Source organism: Paenibacillus sp. 2TAB19 (genome assembly GCF_052115185.1).
GTDB lineage: Bacteria > Bacillota > Bacilli > Paenibacillales > Paenibacillaceae > Pristimantibacillus.
On record NZ_JBFRGE010000010.1, the window covers coordinates 108,145 to 124,116 of the forward strand.

12 protein-coding genes are annotated in these 15,972 nt (G+C 48.9%); 1 reads left to right on the top strand and 11 read right to left on the bottom strand.

The features are described from left to right. Positions 1-93: 93 nt before the first annotated feature. The 6 genes from AB4Z33_RS06965 to spoVAC form a co-directional block, all read right to left on the bottom strand. Entirely contained in the window at positions 94-2,334 is a 2,241-nt protein-coding gene (locus AB4Z33_RS06965; protein WP_442049227.1) for a DUF4129 domain-containing transglutaminase family protein, read from the bottom strand. Then, positions 2,331-3,539, bottom strand: a complete 1,209-nt coding sequence (locus AB4Z33_RS06970; RefSeq protein WP_442049228.1) for a DUF58 domain-containing protein — start codon at positions 3,537-3,539, stop codon at positions 2,331-2,333. The genes AB4Z33_RS06965 and AB4Z33_RS06970 overlap by 4 nt, the downstream gene beginning before the upstream one ends. Positions 3,540-3,582: 43 nt before the next feature. Next, the gene (locus AB4Z33_RS06975) at positions 3,583-4,539 is read right to left on the bottom strand and encodes an AAA family ATPase (RefSeq protein ID WP_442049229.1); all 957 of its coding nucleotides are present in this window, start codon (positions 4,537-4,539) and stop codon (positions 3,583-3,585) included. A 148-nt stretch (positions 4,540-4,687) separates the two neighbouring features. After that, the gene (spoVAE, locus tag AB4Z33_RS06980) at positions 4,688-5,038 is read right to left on the bottom strand and encodes a stage V sporulation protein AE (protein WP_442049230.1); all 351 of its coding nucleotides are present in this window, start codon (positions 5,036-5,038) and stop codon (positions 4,688-4,690) included. Between the two features lie 5 nt (positions 5,039-5,043). Further along, positions 5,044-6,057, bottom strand: coding sequence for a stage V sporulation protein AD (spoVAD, locus tag AB4Z33_RS06985; RefSeq protein ID WP_442049231.1), 1,014 nt, complete (start codon positions 6,055-6,057; stop codon positions 5,044-5,046). Position 6,058: 1 nt separating this feature from the next. Next, a complete protein-coding gene (gene spoVAC, locus AB4Z33_RS06990; protein ID WP_442049232.1) occupies positions 6,059-6,550 on the bottom strand; it encodes a stage V sporulation protein AC in 492 nt (163 codons plus the stop codon). Between the two features lie 340 nt (positions 6,551-6,890). Here spoVAC and AB4Z33_RS06995 point away from each other — a divergent pair, with 340 nt between their 5' ends. After that, positions 6,891-7,865 carry a transposase gene (locus AB4Z33_RS06995; protein ID WP_442049233.1) on the top strand — a complete coding sequence of 325 codons (975 nt, stop codon included), beginning with the start codon at positions 6,891-6,893 and terminating at the stop codon, positions 7,863-7,865. Positions 7,866-8,387: 522 nt separating this feature from the next. On the opposite strand, the gene AB4Z33_RS07000 is transcribed toward AB4Z33_RS06995, so the two are convergent. From AB4Z33_RS07000 to AB4Z33_RS07020, 5 genes are all read right to left on the bottom strand, one after another. Further along, the gene (locus AB4Z33_RS07000; protein WP_442049234.1) at positions 8,388-10,412 is read right to left on the bottom strand and encodes a beta-galactosidase; all 2,025 of its coding nucleotides are present in this window, start codon (positions 10,410-10,412) and stop codon (positions 8,388-8,390) included. A 77-nt stretch (positions 10,413-10,489) separates the two neighbouring features. Beyond that, complete coding sequence (locus tag AB4Z33_RS07005) at positions 10,490-12,196, bottom strand: ABC transporter substrate-binding protein (protein ID WP_442049235.1); 1,707 nt, start codon at positions 12,194-12,196, stop codon at positions 10,490-10,492. Between the two features lie 70 nt (positions 12,197-12,266). Further along, positions 12,267-13,157 (bottom strand): carbohydrate ABC transporter permease, encoded by an 891-nt coding sequence (locus AB4Z33_RS07010; RefSeq protein ID WP_442049236.1) that lies wholly within the window; start codon positions 13,155-13,157, stop codon positions 12,267-12,269. Positions 13,158-13,169: 12 nt separating this feature from the next. Further along, positions 13,170-14,129, bottom strand: coding sequence for an ABC transporter permease (locus AB4Z33_RS07015; protein ID WP_442049237.1), 960 nt, complete (start codon positions 14,127-14,129; stop codon positions 13,170-13,172). A 243-nt stretch (positions 14,130-14,372) separates the two neighbouring features. Continuing rightward, positions 14,373-15,972 (bottom strand): response regulator transcription factor (locus AB4Z33_RS07020; protein ID WP_442049238.1); only part of this gene is annotated, 1,600 nt, incomplete at its 5' end.

Sequence of the window (15,972 nt, forward strand, 5' to 3'; positions counted from 1 at the left end):
CTTTCTGCCTGCTATCTTACGAAACTATACCATACAATACAAATTTGTTGCAAAAAAAACCGCCRCCGAATTGCGTCGGCAAGCGGTATTATGTCATTTAAGCTGATCAATAAGCGATTTCACCTTGTTCACGAAACGATCGACCTCATCATTCGATGCTAGCGTCGTGCTGTATTTGGCTTGCTCGAAGCCGTCCAGAACGAATCTGAAGTCGTCGCGCAGCCGTTTCTGGCTCTGCGACCATCTCAGCACCGCTTCGCGCATCGTCTCATGCTCCTCGCGTTCCATGCCCCGCTTCTTGCATATCCGAAGCAGCTTATGCGTCTCTAGCACAATACGGTCATTCGACGTGAATGCCCCATGACGAACCTTCCTCCATGCACCCATCAAACGATCGCGGCGAACAATCATCCACACTGCCGCTGCCACGACGATCAATGTAATCGAGCTCCATAGCCATGCAGGGTGAATGCCGTTGTTATCCGCATTCGTAACCGTCTCGTTGCCGGAATCGTCGATGTTAATATCGGGCAACGCTTCGACTTCTTCCTCAGGAAGCGTGTAGGGGAACGAGAACCCGGCCGTTGCCTCGAATGGAATCCAGCCATAACCTTCAAAATAAATTTCGACCCAAGAATGCGCATCCGAGTTGCGTACCGTGTAAGTACCCGAACCGTTCGGATTTACATCCTCCCCCATCATTTCCTCAGGAGGACCGCCAAATGCGCTGGCCGGCAGCGAGCCCGGCGAGAAACCTTTTACCCATCGTGTAGGCAAATCGAGACTTCGTGACAGCACCGCCATCGCGGAAGAGAAATAATCGCAGTAACCTTCCTTAATCTCGAATAGGAACGTATCGACGAAGTCATTGCTTTTGCCCGTTGCTTTGGATAAATCAGGCTTATTATTATAATTGAAGTTAAGCCTCAAATATTCAACGAGAAGCTTCGCTTTATCATAATCGTTTGTTGCCGTTGCGGTTACTTCCTGAGCCAGATCTCGCACGCGCTGAGGCACCGTGTCAGGCAGCATCAAATACATCGGATTGTTCGTATTACTCCAGCCGGCATGGGTTTTCCTTAACCCATCCTCGTCTAGAACGGTCACTTGTGATGTAATCGAATACGTCTCCGGATAAGCTTCCCCATACATTTCACTCCAGTGCAGCTCCCAAGAGCTGGTTAGCCACTCAAGGCTGCGGGGAAATGTCGTTTCTTCGCTGCCTACCCAATTTACTTTATTAACAGGTGTGGCTGCGAACAAAACAGGATAGACGTCATTGCGCACCATCGTGACGATTTGGTTAACCTCTATCGTCTTTGCGAGAGGCCGTTCATATCGAAGCGGCAATTCCTGTTTGCGGAGAATGTCTTGCATGCGGACATCGTCTTCAGCCTCACCCGTCGAGATCCAACCTTCCCCTGTATAGACGGATTTGGTTTCCCCCCGCCAATAGCTTCGATGCGAGGTTGAAACGGTCATCATCGGCGAATAGTCGAAGTCGAATCCGCCGCCTAACTGCTCGTCATTTCGACTATAACCCGAGCTTGAATTACCTTTGCCRAACGGAGAAACCGCCTCAAGGCCTTTCTCGCCGAGAAATACTTGAACGGTCTCTCCTTTCGATTCCTTCCAAATCGTATACGGATCTTGAAGAATGGGAGACAATGACGGCATGTTCAGCCCTACGGTCATAAGCACCGCAAGAACTAGCGCAATCGGCAATATTAATTGAAGCGGATATTCGATCAACTCGCTCCAACTGCTCGGATGCTCCTTCTGCAGGCGATGCWAATGACCTGCTACTAACCACAATAGTCCTACAAATACGACTATGCCAACTTCTTCCCACAACCAAATCGGTGTGAAGGAATCAGCGACCGTTAATGTCATTATCGTTACGCCAAGAAAAGCGAACATGCGCGTGCGTGTTGTTACCCACAAACCGAAGAGCAGCTGGATGAGTAATAATGCTCCGCTAATCCAGATGAATGGATGCAGCTGAACCGCATGTGCTTGCGCCCACCAGAGCCAATCCCCGAAGTTCTCAGGCTTGGCGATAAGCCATTCCATTGGCGTGAATCGCACAGTAATTATAAGAGCTGCTGCAATCTGCAGCACTAGCTTAATAATATGGAAGCGATAAGGAATAATAATGCCGACAATCGCGCTAGCCAGCAGCGTACCTCTAGCGATGGTATACGTTTCTTCCCACCAGAAGCCCTCGAATATCGAAATCGTCTGCCACACCATTAAGGTAACGAATAACAAAGTCAGTTTCCTGTACCAATGGTCTGCAAGCCCGGCTCCGATTGCTCGGAATAGTCTTCTCATGCAATTCCGCCTCCTTCCAACACGCCCGGAAGCTCCTGCAATTGACGAATGGAGTAAACCTGCCAGCCCTTCTCGCCCATTACTCGCTTCCAAGCCGTATTATGGCTAAGCAAGTCCACCGAGGAAGCAATATGAAGCAAACAAGGAGTAACCCCTTTGCGCGCGAGCCATTCCATGCTTTTCACTACATCTGGGCCGGTATCAGGCGTGATGACGACCGCGAAGCTGCCAGGCTCAATAGCTTGATCGGCCATCATAAGCGAGGTGTAGAGTGAATAGGTGGCGTCAGCATCCACGAACGTAAGATGACGCATCAGCATATTCCGCTGCTCCATACCTGACTTAGGCGGCACCATGGTGATGCTCGCTCCGATGGACAATAAGCCCATCGCCGTATCCTCCTTCAGGCCGTTCTCCAGTAACGAAGCGGCAGTAGAGACAGCAAGCTCGAAACGATCAGGAAGTTCTCCGCCATATGCACCCGGACTGCGATCAAGGACGACGAGCGTACGCGGCAGCGATTCGCGCTCGAAGGCTTTCGACTTCCATTGTCCCGTCTTCGCTGTAGCATTCCAATGCACGCGAGAAAGCCGATCACCGTACAGATATTCGCGAACACCGTTAATTTGCGTTGTCTCCTTCGCCGAACGAGAAGCGATCGCATGGGAGTAAGGCCCGCGTATGCCGCGCTGGACGCCCTGCCAGCGCCGCAGCTGAACCGTCTGCGGGAGCACCGTGAACACCGTCTCCGAGCCGAAACGGCCCGCATGTTCGAATAACCCAAAGACGTCATAGGTCAAGCATTCCGTACCTGCAAAACGATATTCCCCCCGCTGAAGCGGCGGCGTCTGATAAGCAACTTTGCCAACTCGCTTCCAATTCGGGACAAATGACGTTTCGAACGAAAGCGCTTGACCGTTATGGCGATGCAGTCGATCCCTCACGATTACATAGGGCAACGGGTATATGCCGGGAATTTTTACATTCAGGCTAACCTCAAGCGAACTGCCGGCAGCAAGCGATTGATCCATAGCAACTGTGCCTTGGCTTGCGTAAGCTCTGCTGCCGTCGACCCGATTAATACCGCTCCATTTGCCTAAGAGCAAATAAAGCAGCAGCAAATTAAGAATGACAAAAAGCATAAATGCGGTTTTGCCGCCTTGAAACAAAAAATAAAAAAGGCTGACGGTATAAATAACGGTCACTAACTGCCAACGCCTCTTCGAGGTTCTCGCGCTTGACATCGGCTTAACGCTCTAGCCGGACCGGCACTTTCGTAGTCTGCAGCACCTGTGAAATAACGTCCTCCGGACGAAGACCGTTCATCCGCGATTCCGTGCGAAGCAATATTCGATGGGCAAGCACATAAGGAGCAAGCTCCTTCACATCGTCAGGCGTAACGAATTGTCTTTGCTTCATATAAGCGCTTGCTTTAGCCGCTCTCGCCAAGGCGATAGCCGCGCGCGGGCTAGCTCCTAACATGACGCTAGCATTCTCCCGCGTACTACGAATGAGTTGAACTAAATAATTGCCGACTGCATCGTCAATATGAACGCTCATCGCTTGCTTCTGAATCCGGATCATATCCTCCATGCTAATCAATTGCTCTACACGATCGGAAGGATGAACGCCTTCTGCGGATAACACCATCCGCTGTTCATCCTCCTGATTCGGGTAACCGAGCGAGAGCTTCATCATGAATCGGTCAAGCTGGGCCTCCGGCAGCGAATACGTCCCTTCGAACTCGATCGGATTTTGTGTAGCCAGCAGCACGAATGGCTGAGGCAGCTCATAAGTATCGCCGTCAACTGTAACATGACCTTCCTCCATCRCTTCAAGCAAGGCGGATTGGGTTTTGGTCGTTGCCCTATTTATTTCATCCGCAAGCAAAATATTCGCCATGACGGGACCTGGGCGGAATATAAACGCTTCTTGCTTCGGATGATAGATGGAAACGCCTGTTATATCGGTTGGCAGCAGATCGGGGTTGCATTGAATTCTGCGAAACTGACCGCCGATTGTTTTTGCTAACGCTTTCACTAATTGCGTCTTTCCTGTACCAGGTACATCTTCCAGTAATACGTGTCCGCTAGCTATAACGGCTATGAGCAATCTCTCAATCTCGTCGTGTTTTCCCAGGATACAAGATTCTAAGCTACGTAATATCGAAGAGCATAATTGCATGTCAGCAGGACGAATATCCATTTCATTACCTCCCGGAAAGTTACAAGTATGAATATAGCACTAGTACTATTTTACAGTAATTCCTTTAGAAAGCACAAATTTTTTCACTCCAAAAAAAATTGGAGAATCCCACAGGACTCTCCAATCTACATCTATTCGTCTGCAATTGTTACCCTTTTGGCCTAACGACAAGCGACGCCAGAAATGAAAATATTATCGCTGCGGAAACACCAGCGCTTGTAACCTTGAATATGCCGGAAATGACGCCGATCCAGCCTTGATCATGAAGCTCTGTCAATGCGCCATGGACGAGCGCATTGCCGAAGCTCGTAATAGGAACGGTTGCGCCTGCCCCCGCGAATGCTATAAGCGGCTCGTACAAGTCGAATCCGTCCACGATCGCCCCGATTACGACCAATGTCGCCATCGTATGCGCCGGCGTAAGCTTGAACACATCAAACATAATTTGGCCAACAACACAAATTGCTCCGCCAACTAAGAATGCCCACAAAAAAATCATACCGCTTAATCACCTCCGTTCGAGATTGCGACAGCATGCGCAATGCATGGAATGCTCTCGCCTTGCTGGAACGATAAGGGAGAGAGCAAAGCGCCCGTTGCCACAACCAATATCCGATTAAGCTCTCCTTGCCGAAGACGCTTGAGCAGATGACCGTAGGTGACGACAGCTGAGCAGCCGCAGCCGCTTCCGCCTGCTTGCACCTTCTGCCGCTTCACGTCATAGACCATAAGGCCGCAATCACTGAAAACCGTATCGTCCATCGGCACCCCGTCCTTGATAAGCAGCTCCTTCGCGATGGGATGACCAACTCCGGCAAGATCGCCGGTTACGATCAAATCATAGTCCTTCGGCGTTCGTCCCGTATCATTAAAATGCATCTGAATCGTGTCGACCGCTGCCGGTGCCATCGCTGCTCCCATATTGAACGGATCTTTAATGCCGAGATCGACGATTTTGCCAATCGTCGCGCATTCGATAACAGGGCCATCGCCCTTAGCGGCTATCACCGCAGCGCCTGCCCCCGTTACGGTGTACTGCGCTGTTGGCGGCTTCTGTGACCCGTATTCTGTCGGATACCGGAACTGCTTCTCCGCCGTACAGTTATGGCTGCAAGTACCTGCTAACGCATAATGCGCCCCCCCTGCATTAACAATCATCGCCGTTAGCGCTAACGACTCCATCGATGTCGAGCAAGCACCGAACACGCCAAGATAAGGAACGCCAAGCGATCTTGCCGCGAAGCTGTTGCTAATAATTTGATTCATGAGATCGCCGCCGATATAATACTGCAGATCGTCACGCTGGATGCCTGCGTTCTGAATGGCGAATTCAGACGCTTGCTCCAGCAGCAGGCGCTCCGCCTTCTCCCAGCTCTTTTGCTGCATATCAAGCTCGGGATGTATTAGATCAAAGTCGGCGGCAAGCGGTCCGTCGCCCTCATCGGGCCCGACTACAGTAGCAGCGCCTAGAATGACAGGGCGTTTGTCGAACCTCCAGGATTGTTTGCCGAGCAGCATCTTATTGCCCCCCAGTTCCAAGAATGAGATGTGCGATACCGACGAAAAAAGCGGCTACAACGCCAAAAACAATAACGGAGCCAGCCAGCTTGAACATGTTAGCTCCGACGCCAAGCACAAGGCCTTCGCTTCGATGCTCCAGCGCTGCAGAGCACATCGAGTTCGCAAAGCCTGTAACGGGAACTGCCGAACCGGCGCCAGCCCATTGCGCAAGCTTGTCGTAAACGCCGATGCTCGTCAATATAACCGACAACAATATAAGCACAGCTACCGTCGGATTGCCCGCGGCCTCCCTTTCCATTCCCATCAAATGTACGAACATCTCCGTAATGACTTGCCCGAGCACACAGATCAAGCCGCCGATGATGAAAGCTCTAATGCAATTGGCGAACACCGACCTGGAAGGCTCGCGCGTCTTGGCGAATGTCTGATATTCCTTAGGCGACATCGACATTTTTTTGTACTTTTGACCGCCCGCGCTTTTCGTTGACAACACTTCATCCTCCTTCACTCGTGCGGCTTACTTCATTAACGCCGCCTGTTCATCATGACAGAACAATCTGTCTTCCCGTTCATTATTTGTCACCACGGCGTTACTTATGCTTCAAATTCCAATCTAGTCAACATCGGCCAAGCTCTTCCACTTTCCTTTCTTCCGTTCAGTGCGTCATCCTCGTTTTTCTCCTTTTAGTCCATTCTCCCCTTCACTCAGGAGTGATCTAAATGAATCAATCGTATATTCATTGCAAACCAGCTATTGTTTATTTATTCCTTTTTTGATAAAAATAAATAAGAACACGTGTTCTCATTTATTGGTAGGAGGGTTGCTCTCAATGGCATTAACGGCTTACATAGATCAATTCAATCAGAGCTTTGCAACTGAACAGCAGTGCTTGTCATTTATATATGAATGGAAGTGGCCTAACGGTTTTTGCTGCCCGCGATGCAGCCATTCTGCCGCATACACAATCACGACACGGAACCAGCCTTTATTTGAATGCAGAAAGTGCAAACACCAGACTACCCTGACAGCTAACACAGTGTTCAACAAAAGCCGCACAGCGCTTCGCAAGTGGCTTTTGGTTCTCTACCTTGTATCCACAAGCAAGGAGGGAATTCATGCTGTCCAGCTTGCGCAATTGATTCAAGTGACATATAAGACGGCTTGGTCCATGCTTAACAAAGTCCGTGCTGCCATATCGGAGTATGATGAGCGTACGCTCCTAAACGGTTTTGTCGAGGCAAAGTTAGAAGTATATATGAAGCAATTGCATCCTACATATGTGGGCGAGAATAAGGAGCATGCAGCAATCGCAGCAAGCGGGACATTACCGAACCAATCTTCTTCCTATTTCAAAATAAAACTGGCAAAAGAAAAAGGCATTGCGCGCAACCGGCTTTCTTCTTCAATGGAAGATGCTTTCATAAAAGATCATGTCCATCCCGAACTTGAACAACTCACCATTAATCGCTGGTATGTAAATGTTCCTAATTCCACAGCAACGCTGCCCCAACTAGCTCAATCAGCTTTCAAATGGATGAATGACCATTTTCACGGACTTTCCCTGAAATACGCTCAATCCTATTTGGACGAGTATTGTTATCGCCGCAATATTTCTTATGACCAATCATGTGCCCCACTCGTACATTTGCTTAGCCTCTGCCTTTCTATGAAAGGCGCTGACACTGACAAGCCATACTGGACAGATTCCAAGCTATCGGCAATTAACAAACGATATCTAGAGAGACAGCGCATCGACTGGTTCTCCATGTTGAATCCAGCCAGTGCAATCGATCAAGTGATCTAGTCTTCTATTAAATGACCAAATTTGAAGAATACACTGGGCTGCTGTAATTAATCTGTCGACTGACTGACTGTCTGTTGATTTGGTTTTCTTCCTGAGCTAATGGGAGAGTGGAGCAAAAGAGAACATAAGACAACTAAGAGAGAACTAAAAAGTGTAAAGCTAAAATAAAAGATAAAAGTAAAAGATAAAGTAAAAGAGGAAAAACCATGGAGGCCAATGGAGGAAGGCTGCTGGACTAGAATAAAAAAGCCGGGCCTCAAACTCCATTGGAGGTAGGCTCGGCTTTAAATAGTAATAATGGGAGATTCCTGAACATTTTAGCCTTTATTTATAGCCATGAAGTGATTAATAGGATAACGAGCAATACGTACAGCACGAGTACAATAAGGGATAACGATAGTGGTGTACGCCGTTTCCTTGACATCTTGCCGTCCCCCTCGCAGTGGGCTTCTCCCCTTACTATATGCCGGCTGCTTGGAGGACGGAGCTTGTCTGGTTCGTCGTTATCGATATTATTCGGTGTTATTGCTCAATAATTAGAACGCCTTTGGCAGCAACGCTGTATTCACCACTAACAAGCTCGCCAGATAGCAAATCTTTGCGCGGCTCATCTTGAAGCTGTACAACCGAAGCTTCGGAATTATGGTTCAGCACGAAGGTAAACGATTTGCCGTCTTTGATACGGCGAGTCACTTCCACGCCGCTTGGCGCTGCTAGCAGAGGCTCGATGCCCTTCTCCTTGCAGATGGTGGAAAGCAGCGATTGCAGCATAGCCTTATCCGGGCTGGAGGCGACATACCATGCCTCGCCTTCACCGAATTTGTTGACCGTCAATGCCGGCATGCCTTTGTAGAAGTCGGAGCCGTATTCCGCGATGACTTCTGCTCCTTCGGAATGGATAAGGTCGCATAGAATACTGCATGAATAGGTGCCGCTCAGCTCGCCTCTCGCATTGTTCACAACGATTTGATTTGTCTGGCCTGGCAGCAGCGAGTCGATCTCCTCTGCCCAGATACCGAGTACGTTACGCAGCTTGCCTGGGTAACCGCCGATCGTTACGAGATCGTTCTCGTTCACGATGCCGCTGAAGAAGGTCGTAATGAACGTACCTCCACGGGCAACGAATTGTTCAACCTTCTCGGCAAATCCTGGTTTAACCATGTACATAACCGGCGCGATAACGAGATCGTATTTATCCATGTTTTCTTCTACGCTGATCATATCGGCCTGAATGTTCAATTCAAATAACGCATCGTAGTACTTATGCACTTCGTCCACGTATTTCAGCGCAACGCTTGGTCCGCTCGACAGCTCGACAGCCCAGCGGTTCTCCCAATCAAAGACGATCGCCGCTTTAGCATCGTTGCGTGAATCAAGAAGCGTATCGCCAAGCTGCTGCAGCTCATGACCAAGCTCGGCGCATTCACGGAATACGCGCGTATGCTCATGTCCAACATGCTCGATGACCGCGCCATGATACTTCTCGCATGCGCCGATTGAGCGGCGAAGCTGGAAGAACATCACGGTGTCCGCGCCATGGGCTACCGCTTGATAGCTCCATAGCCGCATGACGCCAGGACCCTTCAACGAGTTATACGCTTGCCAGTTCTGCTGGCTTGGGGTCTGCTCCATCAGCATGAACGGCTGTCCGCTCTTTAGACCGCGCATAAGCGAGTGCRTCATAGCGGTGAAGCTGACAGGCGTATCAATGGAAGGATAGTTATCCCACGAGACAACGTCCATATGCTTAGCCCATTTGAAATAATCGAGCTCAGGGTAAGTGCCCATTAAGTTCGTAGTAATCTGTACATTGCTCGAATGCTTACTGATGGCATCGTACTCAAGAAGGTAGCAATCCAGCAGGCTGTCCGATTGGAAACGGCGGTAGTCGAGCGAAATGCTTTGGAAGTTGGTCCGGTTGCCGCTCCACTCCTCGCTAAGCGCGTTCGGAGGAACGATCTCGTCCCACTCATAGAACGTATGACCCCAGAAGCCCGTGTACCAAGCCGAATTCAGCTGTTCGATACTGCCGTACCGCTTCTGAAGCCATACACGGAATTGCTCTGCGCAATTGTCGCAATAGCAATAGCCGCCGTATTCGTTAGAAATATGCCAAACGACAAGTCCGGGGTGATCCTTATAACGCGCAGCAATTTTCTCTGCTAGGAGTGCGGAATACTTACGATAAGTCGGGCTGCTCGGACAGGAGTTATGGCGTCCGCCGAATTTACGCTTGCGTCCATCGTAATCAACGCGTGTCACATCCGGGTACTTCTTAGCCATCCACGCCGGATGCGCGCCTGTGCTCGTTGCGAGCGTAATATAAATATTGTCCTTGTAGAGCCTGTCCATAATGCGGTCAAGCCACTCGAAGTTGTATGTATCCTCGTTCGGCTGAATACGCGCCCAAGAGAATACGTTAACCGTTGCTACGTCGATGTCCGCGAGCTTCAGCATGCGGATATCGTCTTCCATCACTTCGTCCGGCCATTGCTCTGGGTTATAATCGCCGCCATACCAAATTTTCGAAAGTTTATTGTTGATCATCGTTTGTCTCTCTCCCTCGATTAAACAACGGAAAGAGCTCATCTGCATGAGCTCTCCGTTTTCTTATTATTTTATGCTTATTTGGACCAAAGCTCAACGCGGTCTTTAACCATTTTCGTAAACTCAGCATTCAACTCAGCTGCGCCTGCATCTTCAAGATCTTTCAAGAATGCATCGTATACTTTGTCGAAGTCGGCTGGCTTCGCAAGAATTGCTTCAGGGATACGTTTCTTCATAATATCTTGTGTCTTCTGGAAGATAACGTTCGCTTTGGAGCCAGTCTCGAACGGCAATGTCCAAGCAGCGCCGTATTTGCGCTCAGGGAATGCGTCGTCAGCCGGCCAGAAATCTTTGTACACTTTTACGCCGTAAGCCGCAAGCGTCTTTTTGTCTGCTTCAGTGTAAGCAGTCTGGATTTGTTCAGGGAACGTCGTTGTATAGTAGTTGCCTGTAGGATCCAGCACGCCGTCACCATAACGAGCGGACAAGAAGTAGTTGCCGATACCAGTCGTTTTCTTGAAATTGTTGTTGTCGTTCGTTTTCATAGCTTGTACGTCTTCAGGAATAACGCGTTTGCCATCAACAACGTTGTAGTGCTTGCCTTCAATACCCCAGTTCACAAGTACTTGGCCTTCGTCGGAAGCAAGGTAGTCAAGGTATTTGATCAAACGAACTGGATCTTGCGCGCTAGTCGTAATACCTACGCCGTAACCGGACAGGTAGCCTGTTCCTTGGAAGGAATGGTCTTGATATTGATCGTTAAGCGTTACTGGGAAACGTGCATAAGTCGCACCGAATTTGCCTTCAGCTTTCAAAGCGTTCTCAGCATCTGCGTAATCCCAGTTTTGGTCGATCAAGCCGATAACGCGGCCGGAAGCGATTTTCGCTTTGTATTGATCGTATTTCTGAACGAAGCTTTCTTTRTCAAGCAAGCCTACATCGTTCATGTGGTTCAACCAACGGAAATATTCTCTTTCTTCAGGACGTTGGTAGTGCATGATTGCTTCATGCGTATTTTGGTTGACATAGAATTCGCCGTCATCCGGTGCGCCAGTAGCGTAGAACGCAGGGTTTGTAACGGAAATCAGAATTTGCCATTCTCCGCCGTTCAGGGACATACCGATACGCGGTTGGCCGTCTTCTGTTTTAGGGTTTTTCTCGAGGTACGCTTTGATCGCGTTCTCGTAATCCTGAACCGTCTTGATCTCAGGATATCCAGCAGCTTCAAGCACTTGGTGCTGCAATTGGAAACCGCCGCCCGCATCGAAATACGTGTGGCCAACAAGATCTAGAGGAAGAGTATAAATGGCATCGTCATCCGCACTCCATACAAGACGATTGAGGTATTCGCCGTAAATCTTTTTGATGTTAGGAGCATATTCTTCGATCAATGGACGAAGATCGACCATTGCGCCTGCGTCAACAAGCTTGCCGATATTGCCTTTTGGCATTACAAGATCCGGATAATCGTCGCTTGCTACCATTAGGGCGAACATATCAGCGTCAGAGCCGCCTACAGGAAACTCGGCTTTAATCGAAACGCCCGTTTTTTCTACCAGAAATTTGCCGATGTCGCTTTGATTATCGTCCCAGTTCGCATTAACGTCACCGGATGCGAAACGGATTGTCATCGGTTCAAGGTTTTCGGATTCTGCCGGCGCATTCGTGCCGTTGCCGGCATTCTCGCCATTGTTGTTGCCAGTGTTGTTGGAGCCGCATGCCGTTACGAAAACGAACACAAGCGCCAAAAGCAACGTTAGAGCGTACTGTGTCTTTCTTTTCATTGCCTTAAAGCCTCCCTTTTCTTGTATAAAGATTGTTGTGTATATAACAGGGAACCTGCTATTACCAATGTTAGCTTTTCACTGCGCCTAATGTCATTCCTTTGACGAAATATTTTTGGAGGAACGGATAGACGAGCAAAATAGGTACGGTAACGACGATCGTAATCGCCATCTTGATCGATTCCGGAGATACGGATGCGATCGCTTGCTGTGCGTTCGGGTCGCGATAATTGTTGCCCGATTGCGTCGACTGAAGTACTTTCATTAATTCATATTGCAACGTCGTATTTCCAGGAACGCGGGCGTTGTACAGATACGTATCAAACCATGCATTCCAATGTCCTACGGCGATGAATAACGCGATTGTGGCAAGTACCGGCTGGCAAAGCGGAAGAATGATCCGCCAGAAGATGATCCAGTCGTTCGCGCCGTCTATCTTAGCCGACTCTTGCAGCGCGTAAGGCAATCCGTCTATGAAGGAACGAACTACGAATACGTTCCACACGCTTAGAAGAGCCGGAATGATGTACACGTAGAACGAACCGATCAAACCTAAGTTTTTGATAAGCAAGAAGCCTGGAATTAGTCCGCCCGAGAAATACATCGTCATGGCGAACAAGAAGGACATCCATCTTCTTCCCTGGAAGTCGGGCCGGCTTAACGTGTACGCCAGCATGGAAGCGGCGATAACGCCGAGGAGCGTACCGACTACCGTCCGGATCACCGAGTTTCTGAACCCGGTGATAAGACCCTCAAAGCCGAAAATCGTCTCGTAGTTTTTCCAAGTAAACTCCCGCGGGAATATCGTTATACCGCCGCGTACGGTATCAACCGAATCGTTGAACGAGATTGCGAGTACGTTAAGGAAAGGATATAACGTTACGATCCCAACGATCGCCATTACTACGTAAATGAATATATCGAATATTTTGTCGCTGCTTCTCTGTACAGTCCCTTGCATATGCCGCTCCTCCTATATGATTGATTCTTTGGTGACTCGCTTGTATATACCGTTCGCAATTAATACGAGCAGAATGCTGACGACGGAGTTGAATATGCCGATTGCCGTACCATACGAATAGCGGCTCATCTGTATCCCGTACTTGAGCGMATACAAATCGAGTACTTCTGAATAATCCGTAACGAGAGGATTGCCTAACAGCATCTGCTTCTCGAAGCCAATACCGATCAAGTGACCAATCGAAAGAATGAATAGAACCATGAAAGTCGTACGAATGCCAGGCAGCGTAATATGCCACATTTTGCGGAAGCGTCCTGCGCCGTCCACCGTCGAAGCTTCGTACAGTTCCGGATCAATACCGGCCATTGCGGCTAAGAAGATGATCGAGTTCCAGCCTAGCTCCTTCCACAGATCCGACAAGGTTACGATACCCCAGAACCATTCGCCTTTAGCCATGAWTTGAATCGGCTCATCAATAAGATGTAGCGACATCAGCAGTTGATTGATTGCGCCGCCGTCCGTTGACAGCATCTTCGTTACGAGACCGGCTACAACGACCCATGATACGAAATGGGGCAAATATGAAATCGTTTGAATCGAGCGCTTGAAAAACTGCCCTTTCATTTCGTTAAGTAAAAGAGCGAATATGACAGGAATCGTAAATCCGACGATAAGTCCCATCGAGCTCATTGCCAGCGTATTTCTAAGGACGAGATAAAACCGTTCATCCCCGAACAATTCAATAAAGTTGTCCAAGCCTACCCATTTTTGATCCAAGAACGAGTTTTTTGGCTTGTAGTTTTGGAATGCCGTTATCCAGCCCCATACCGGTACGTAGCTGAATACGATGACCCAAATGACGAATGGCAGCGACATCAAATACAAGTAGCGCTGCTGAAGGGCTCTCTTCCAAACGGAAGAAGACTTCTTCGTCCCTTTCTGCGGAACGTCTTTTGCTGTTAGCGATTTCATGAATGCTCCTCCTATTTAACGAACACAGTCGGCTTGGCAAGCGTTGGTTTTTATCTTCTATAGCTTGCCCTCTCTCTTATGTCCTAATGATACCCGACAGGCCGGACTACATTGCACCCGACAAATCCGTGCGAAAATCATATAAAAATACGCTCTTTCAAGCGCTTTCATTTGGACAATAGGCACAACAAAAAAAACGAGCTGCCTCTTTCGTTCGGAGTGTGAACKATCGGCAAGCCCGTCTTATATTTTCTTATACGTAGAAGGAGATACGCCTTTGTACTTCTTGAATTTACTGTGGAAGTAGTCAACGTTAGCGTATCCAACTCTCTCGGATACTTGATGGACCTTCATCCCCTCCTGCAGCAGCTCAATAGCGTGCTGGATACGGACTTCGTCCAAGTAGGTATTAAAATGCTGACCGGTATGGCTTTTGAACATTTTCCCCAAGTATCCGCTATTGTAATTGAATAGATCGGCTAGTGTCTCCAGCTTAAGATTCTCATAATAATGACGATCAATAAAATCGGTAATTTGCTTCATCACCGAAGATGCGTCTGAGCTACCTATCTTCTGAGCTAGCTCAACAAGCTTGGCATTCAGCTTATCCAGCATCTCATTATAATGATGCTCCAGGTAGAGTGCGGTAATCATCGGCAAATACTCTTGAATCGGCAACGTCGGATTAGCTGTTGACACTTTGTTCAAGACCATCGATACGATACCCGCCCAGGTTGACTTAAGCTGCTGTTCAGTGATGTCGCCAGCTTCTCCTAGCTGTGCCTCCGCTTCACGAAGCGCCTTCTCAACTCCTTCGGCACTGCCGATATCGATCATATAAAAGAAACGTTGAGCRAACGACTCCATAATTGGAGTCAAATCGCTTTCTATTGGATGATCCTCTCGCGTCTGCGATGCGGTATGAATCTGTCCGCCCTTCAGCATAAACCTTCGCTTCAGCAAGCCGCTGACAAAGGGGGCCCAGTCCTGCAGCTCCCGCCAATCGCGTACAGGCTCGCTGACCGCTGCCGCAAACCTGGCATTCGGTCCGCATAGCTCAGCCAACCAGCCATTCATCTGCTCCCGCGACCCGCTCTGCAACAAATAATCTTTCAGCAACACGCCGATGTATGGCTCAGCGCTGAATACGAAACCAATCTCTTTCTGCTCGATAAGCTCAGCCAGCTTTTTCTTAAACGTATCGCCTCTCGTTAAAGAATGCTCTCGGCTATATACCTCAATTAGCATAAGTTGATAATATTTCGCCGGAGTACCTAGCAGAGCCTGTGCTTCATCATCGAATGTCGTCTCCTCAAAACTTTGGCTGCCAGCCAGCTTCTGGAGCAATTCATCCCGGCGCAGCAGCATCGTCTGTTCGCTGCTTGCCTGCTGCTCGCCTCTTCGCTTCAAGCTGTCGGCGATTCGCTTTACATAGGTCTCGAGCTCATCCTCGTCAACCGGCTTCAAAATATAGCCGTCAACGCCAAAGCCGATCGCTTGCTTAGCATAGTCAAAGTCAGCATAACCGCTCAATATAATGAAGTTCGTAGTCGTATCGTCTTGCCTCACTTCTTGAATGACTTGCAGTCCGTCCATTCCAGGCATACGAATATCAATGAGAATAAGATCGGGCTGCAGTTCCCGATATTTAGTTAAAGCATCACGCCCGTTCGACGCTTCGCCTACGACGGTGAAACCATGCTTGTCCCATTCGATAATTGATTTAAGCCCTTCACGAATCATCGGTTCATCGTCTACGATCATGACTTTATGCAAAATGATGACCCCCCAGTGGTATTTCGAACGCAATGCGCGTACCCTCAGCACTGCTCTGTATTTGAAG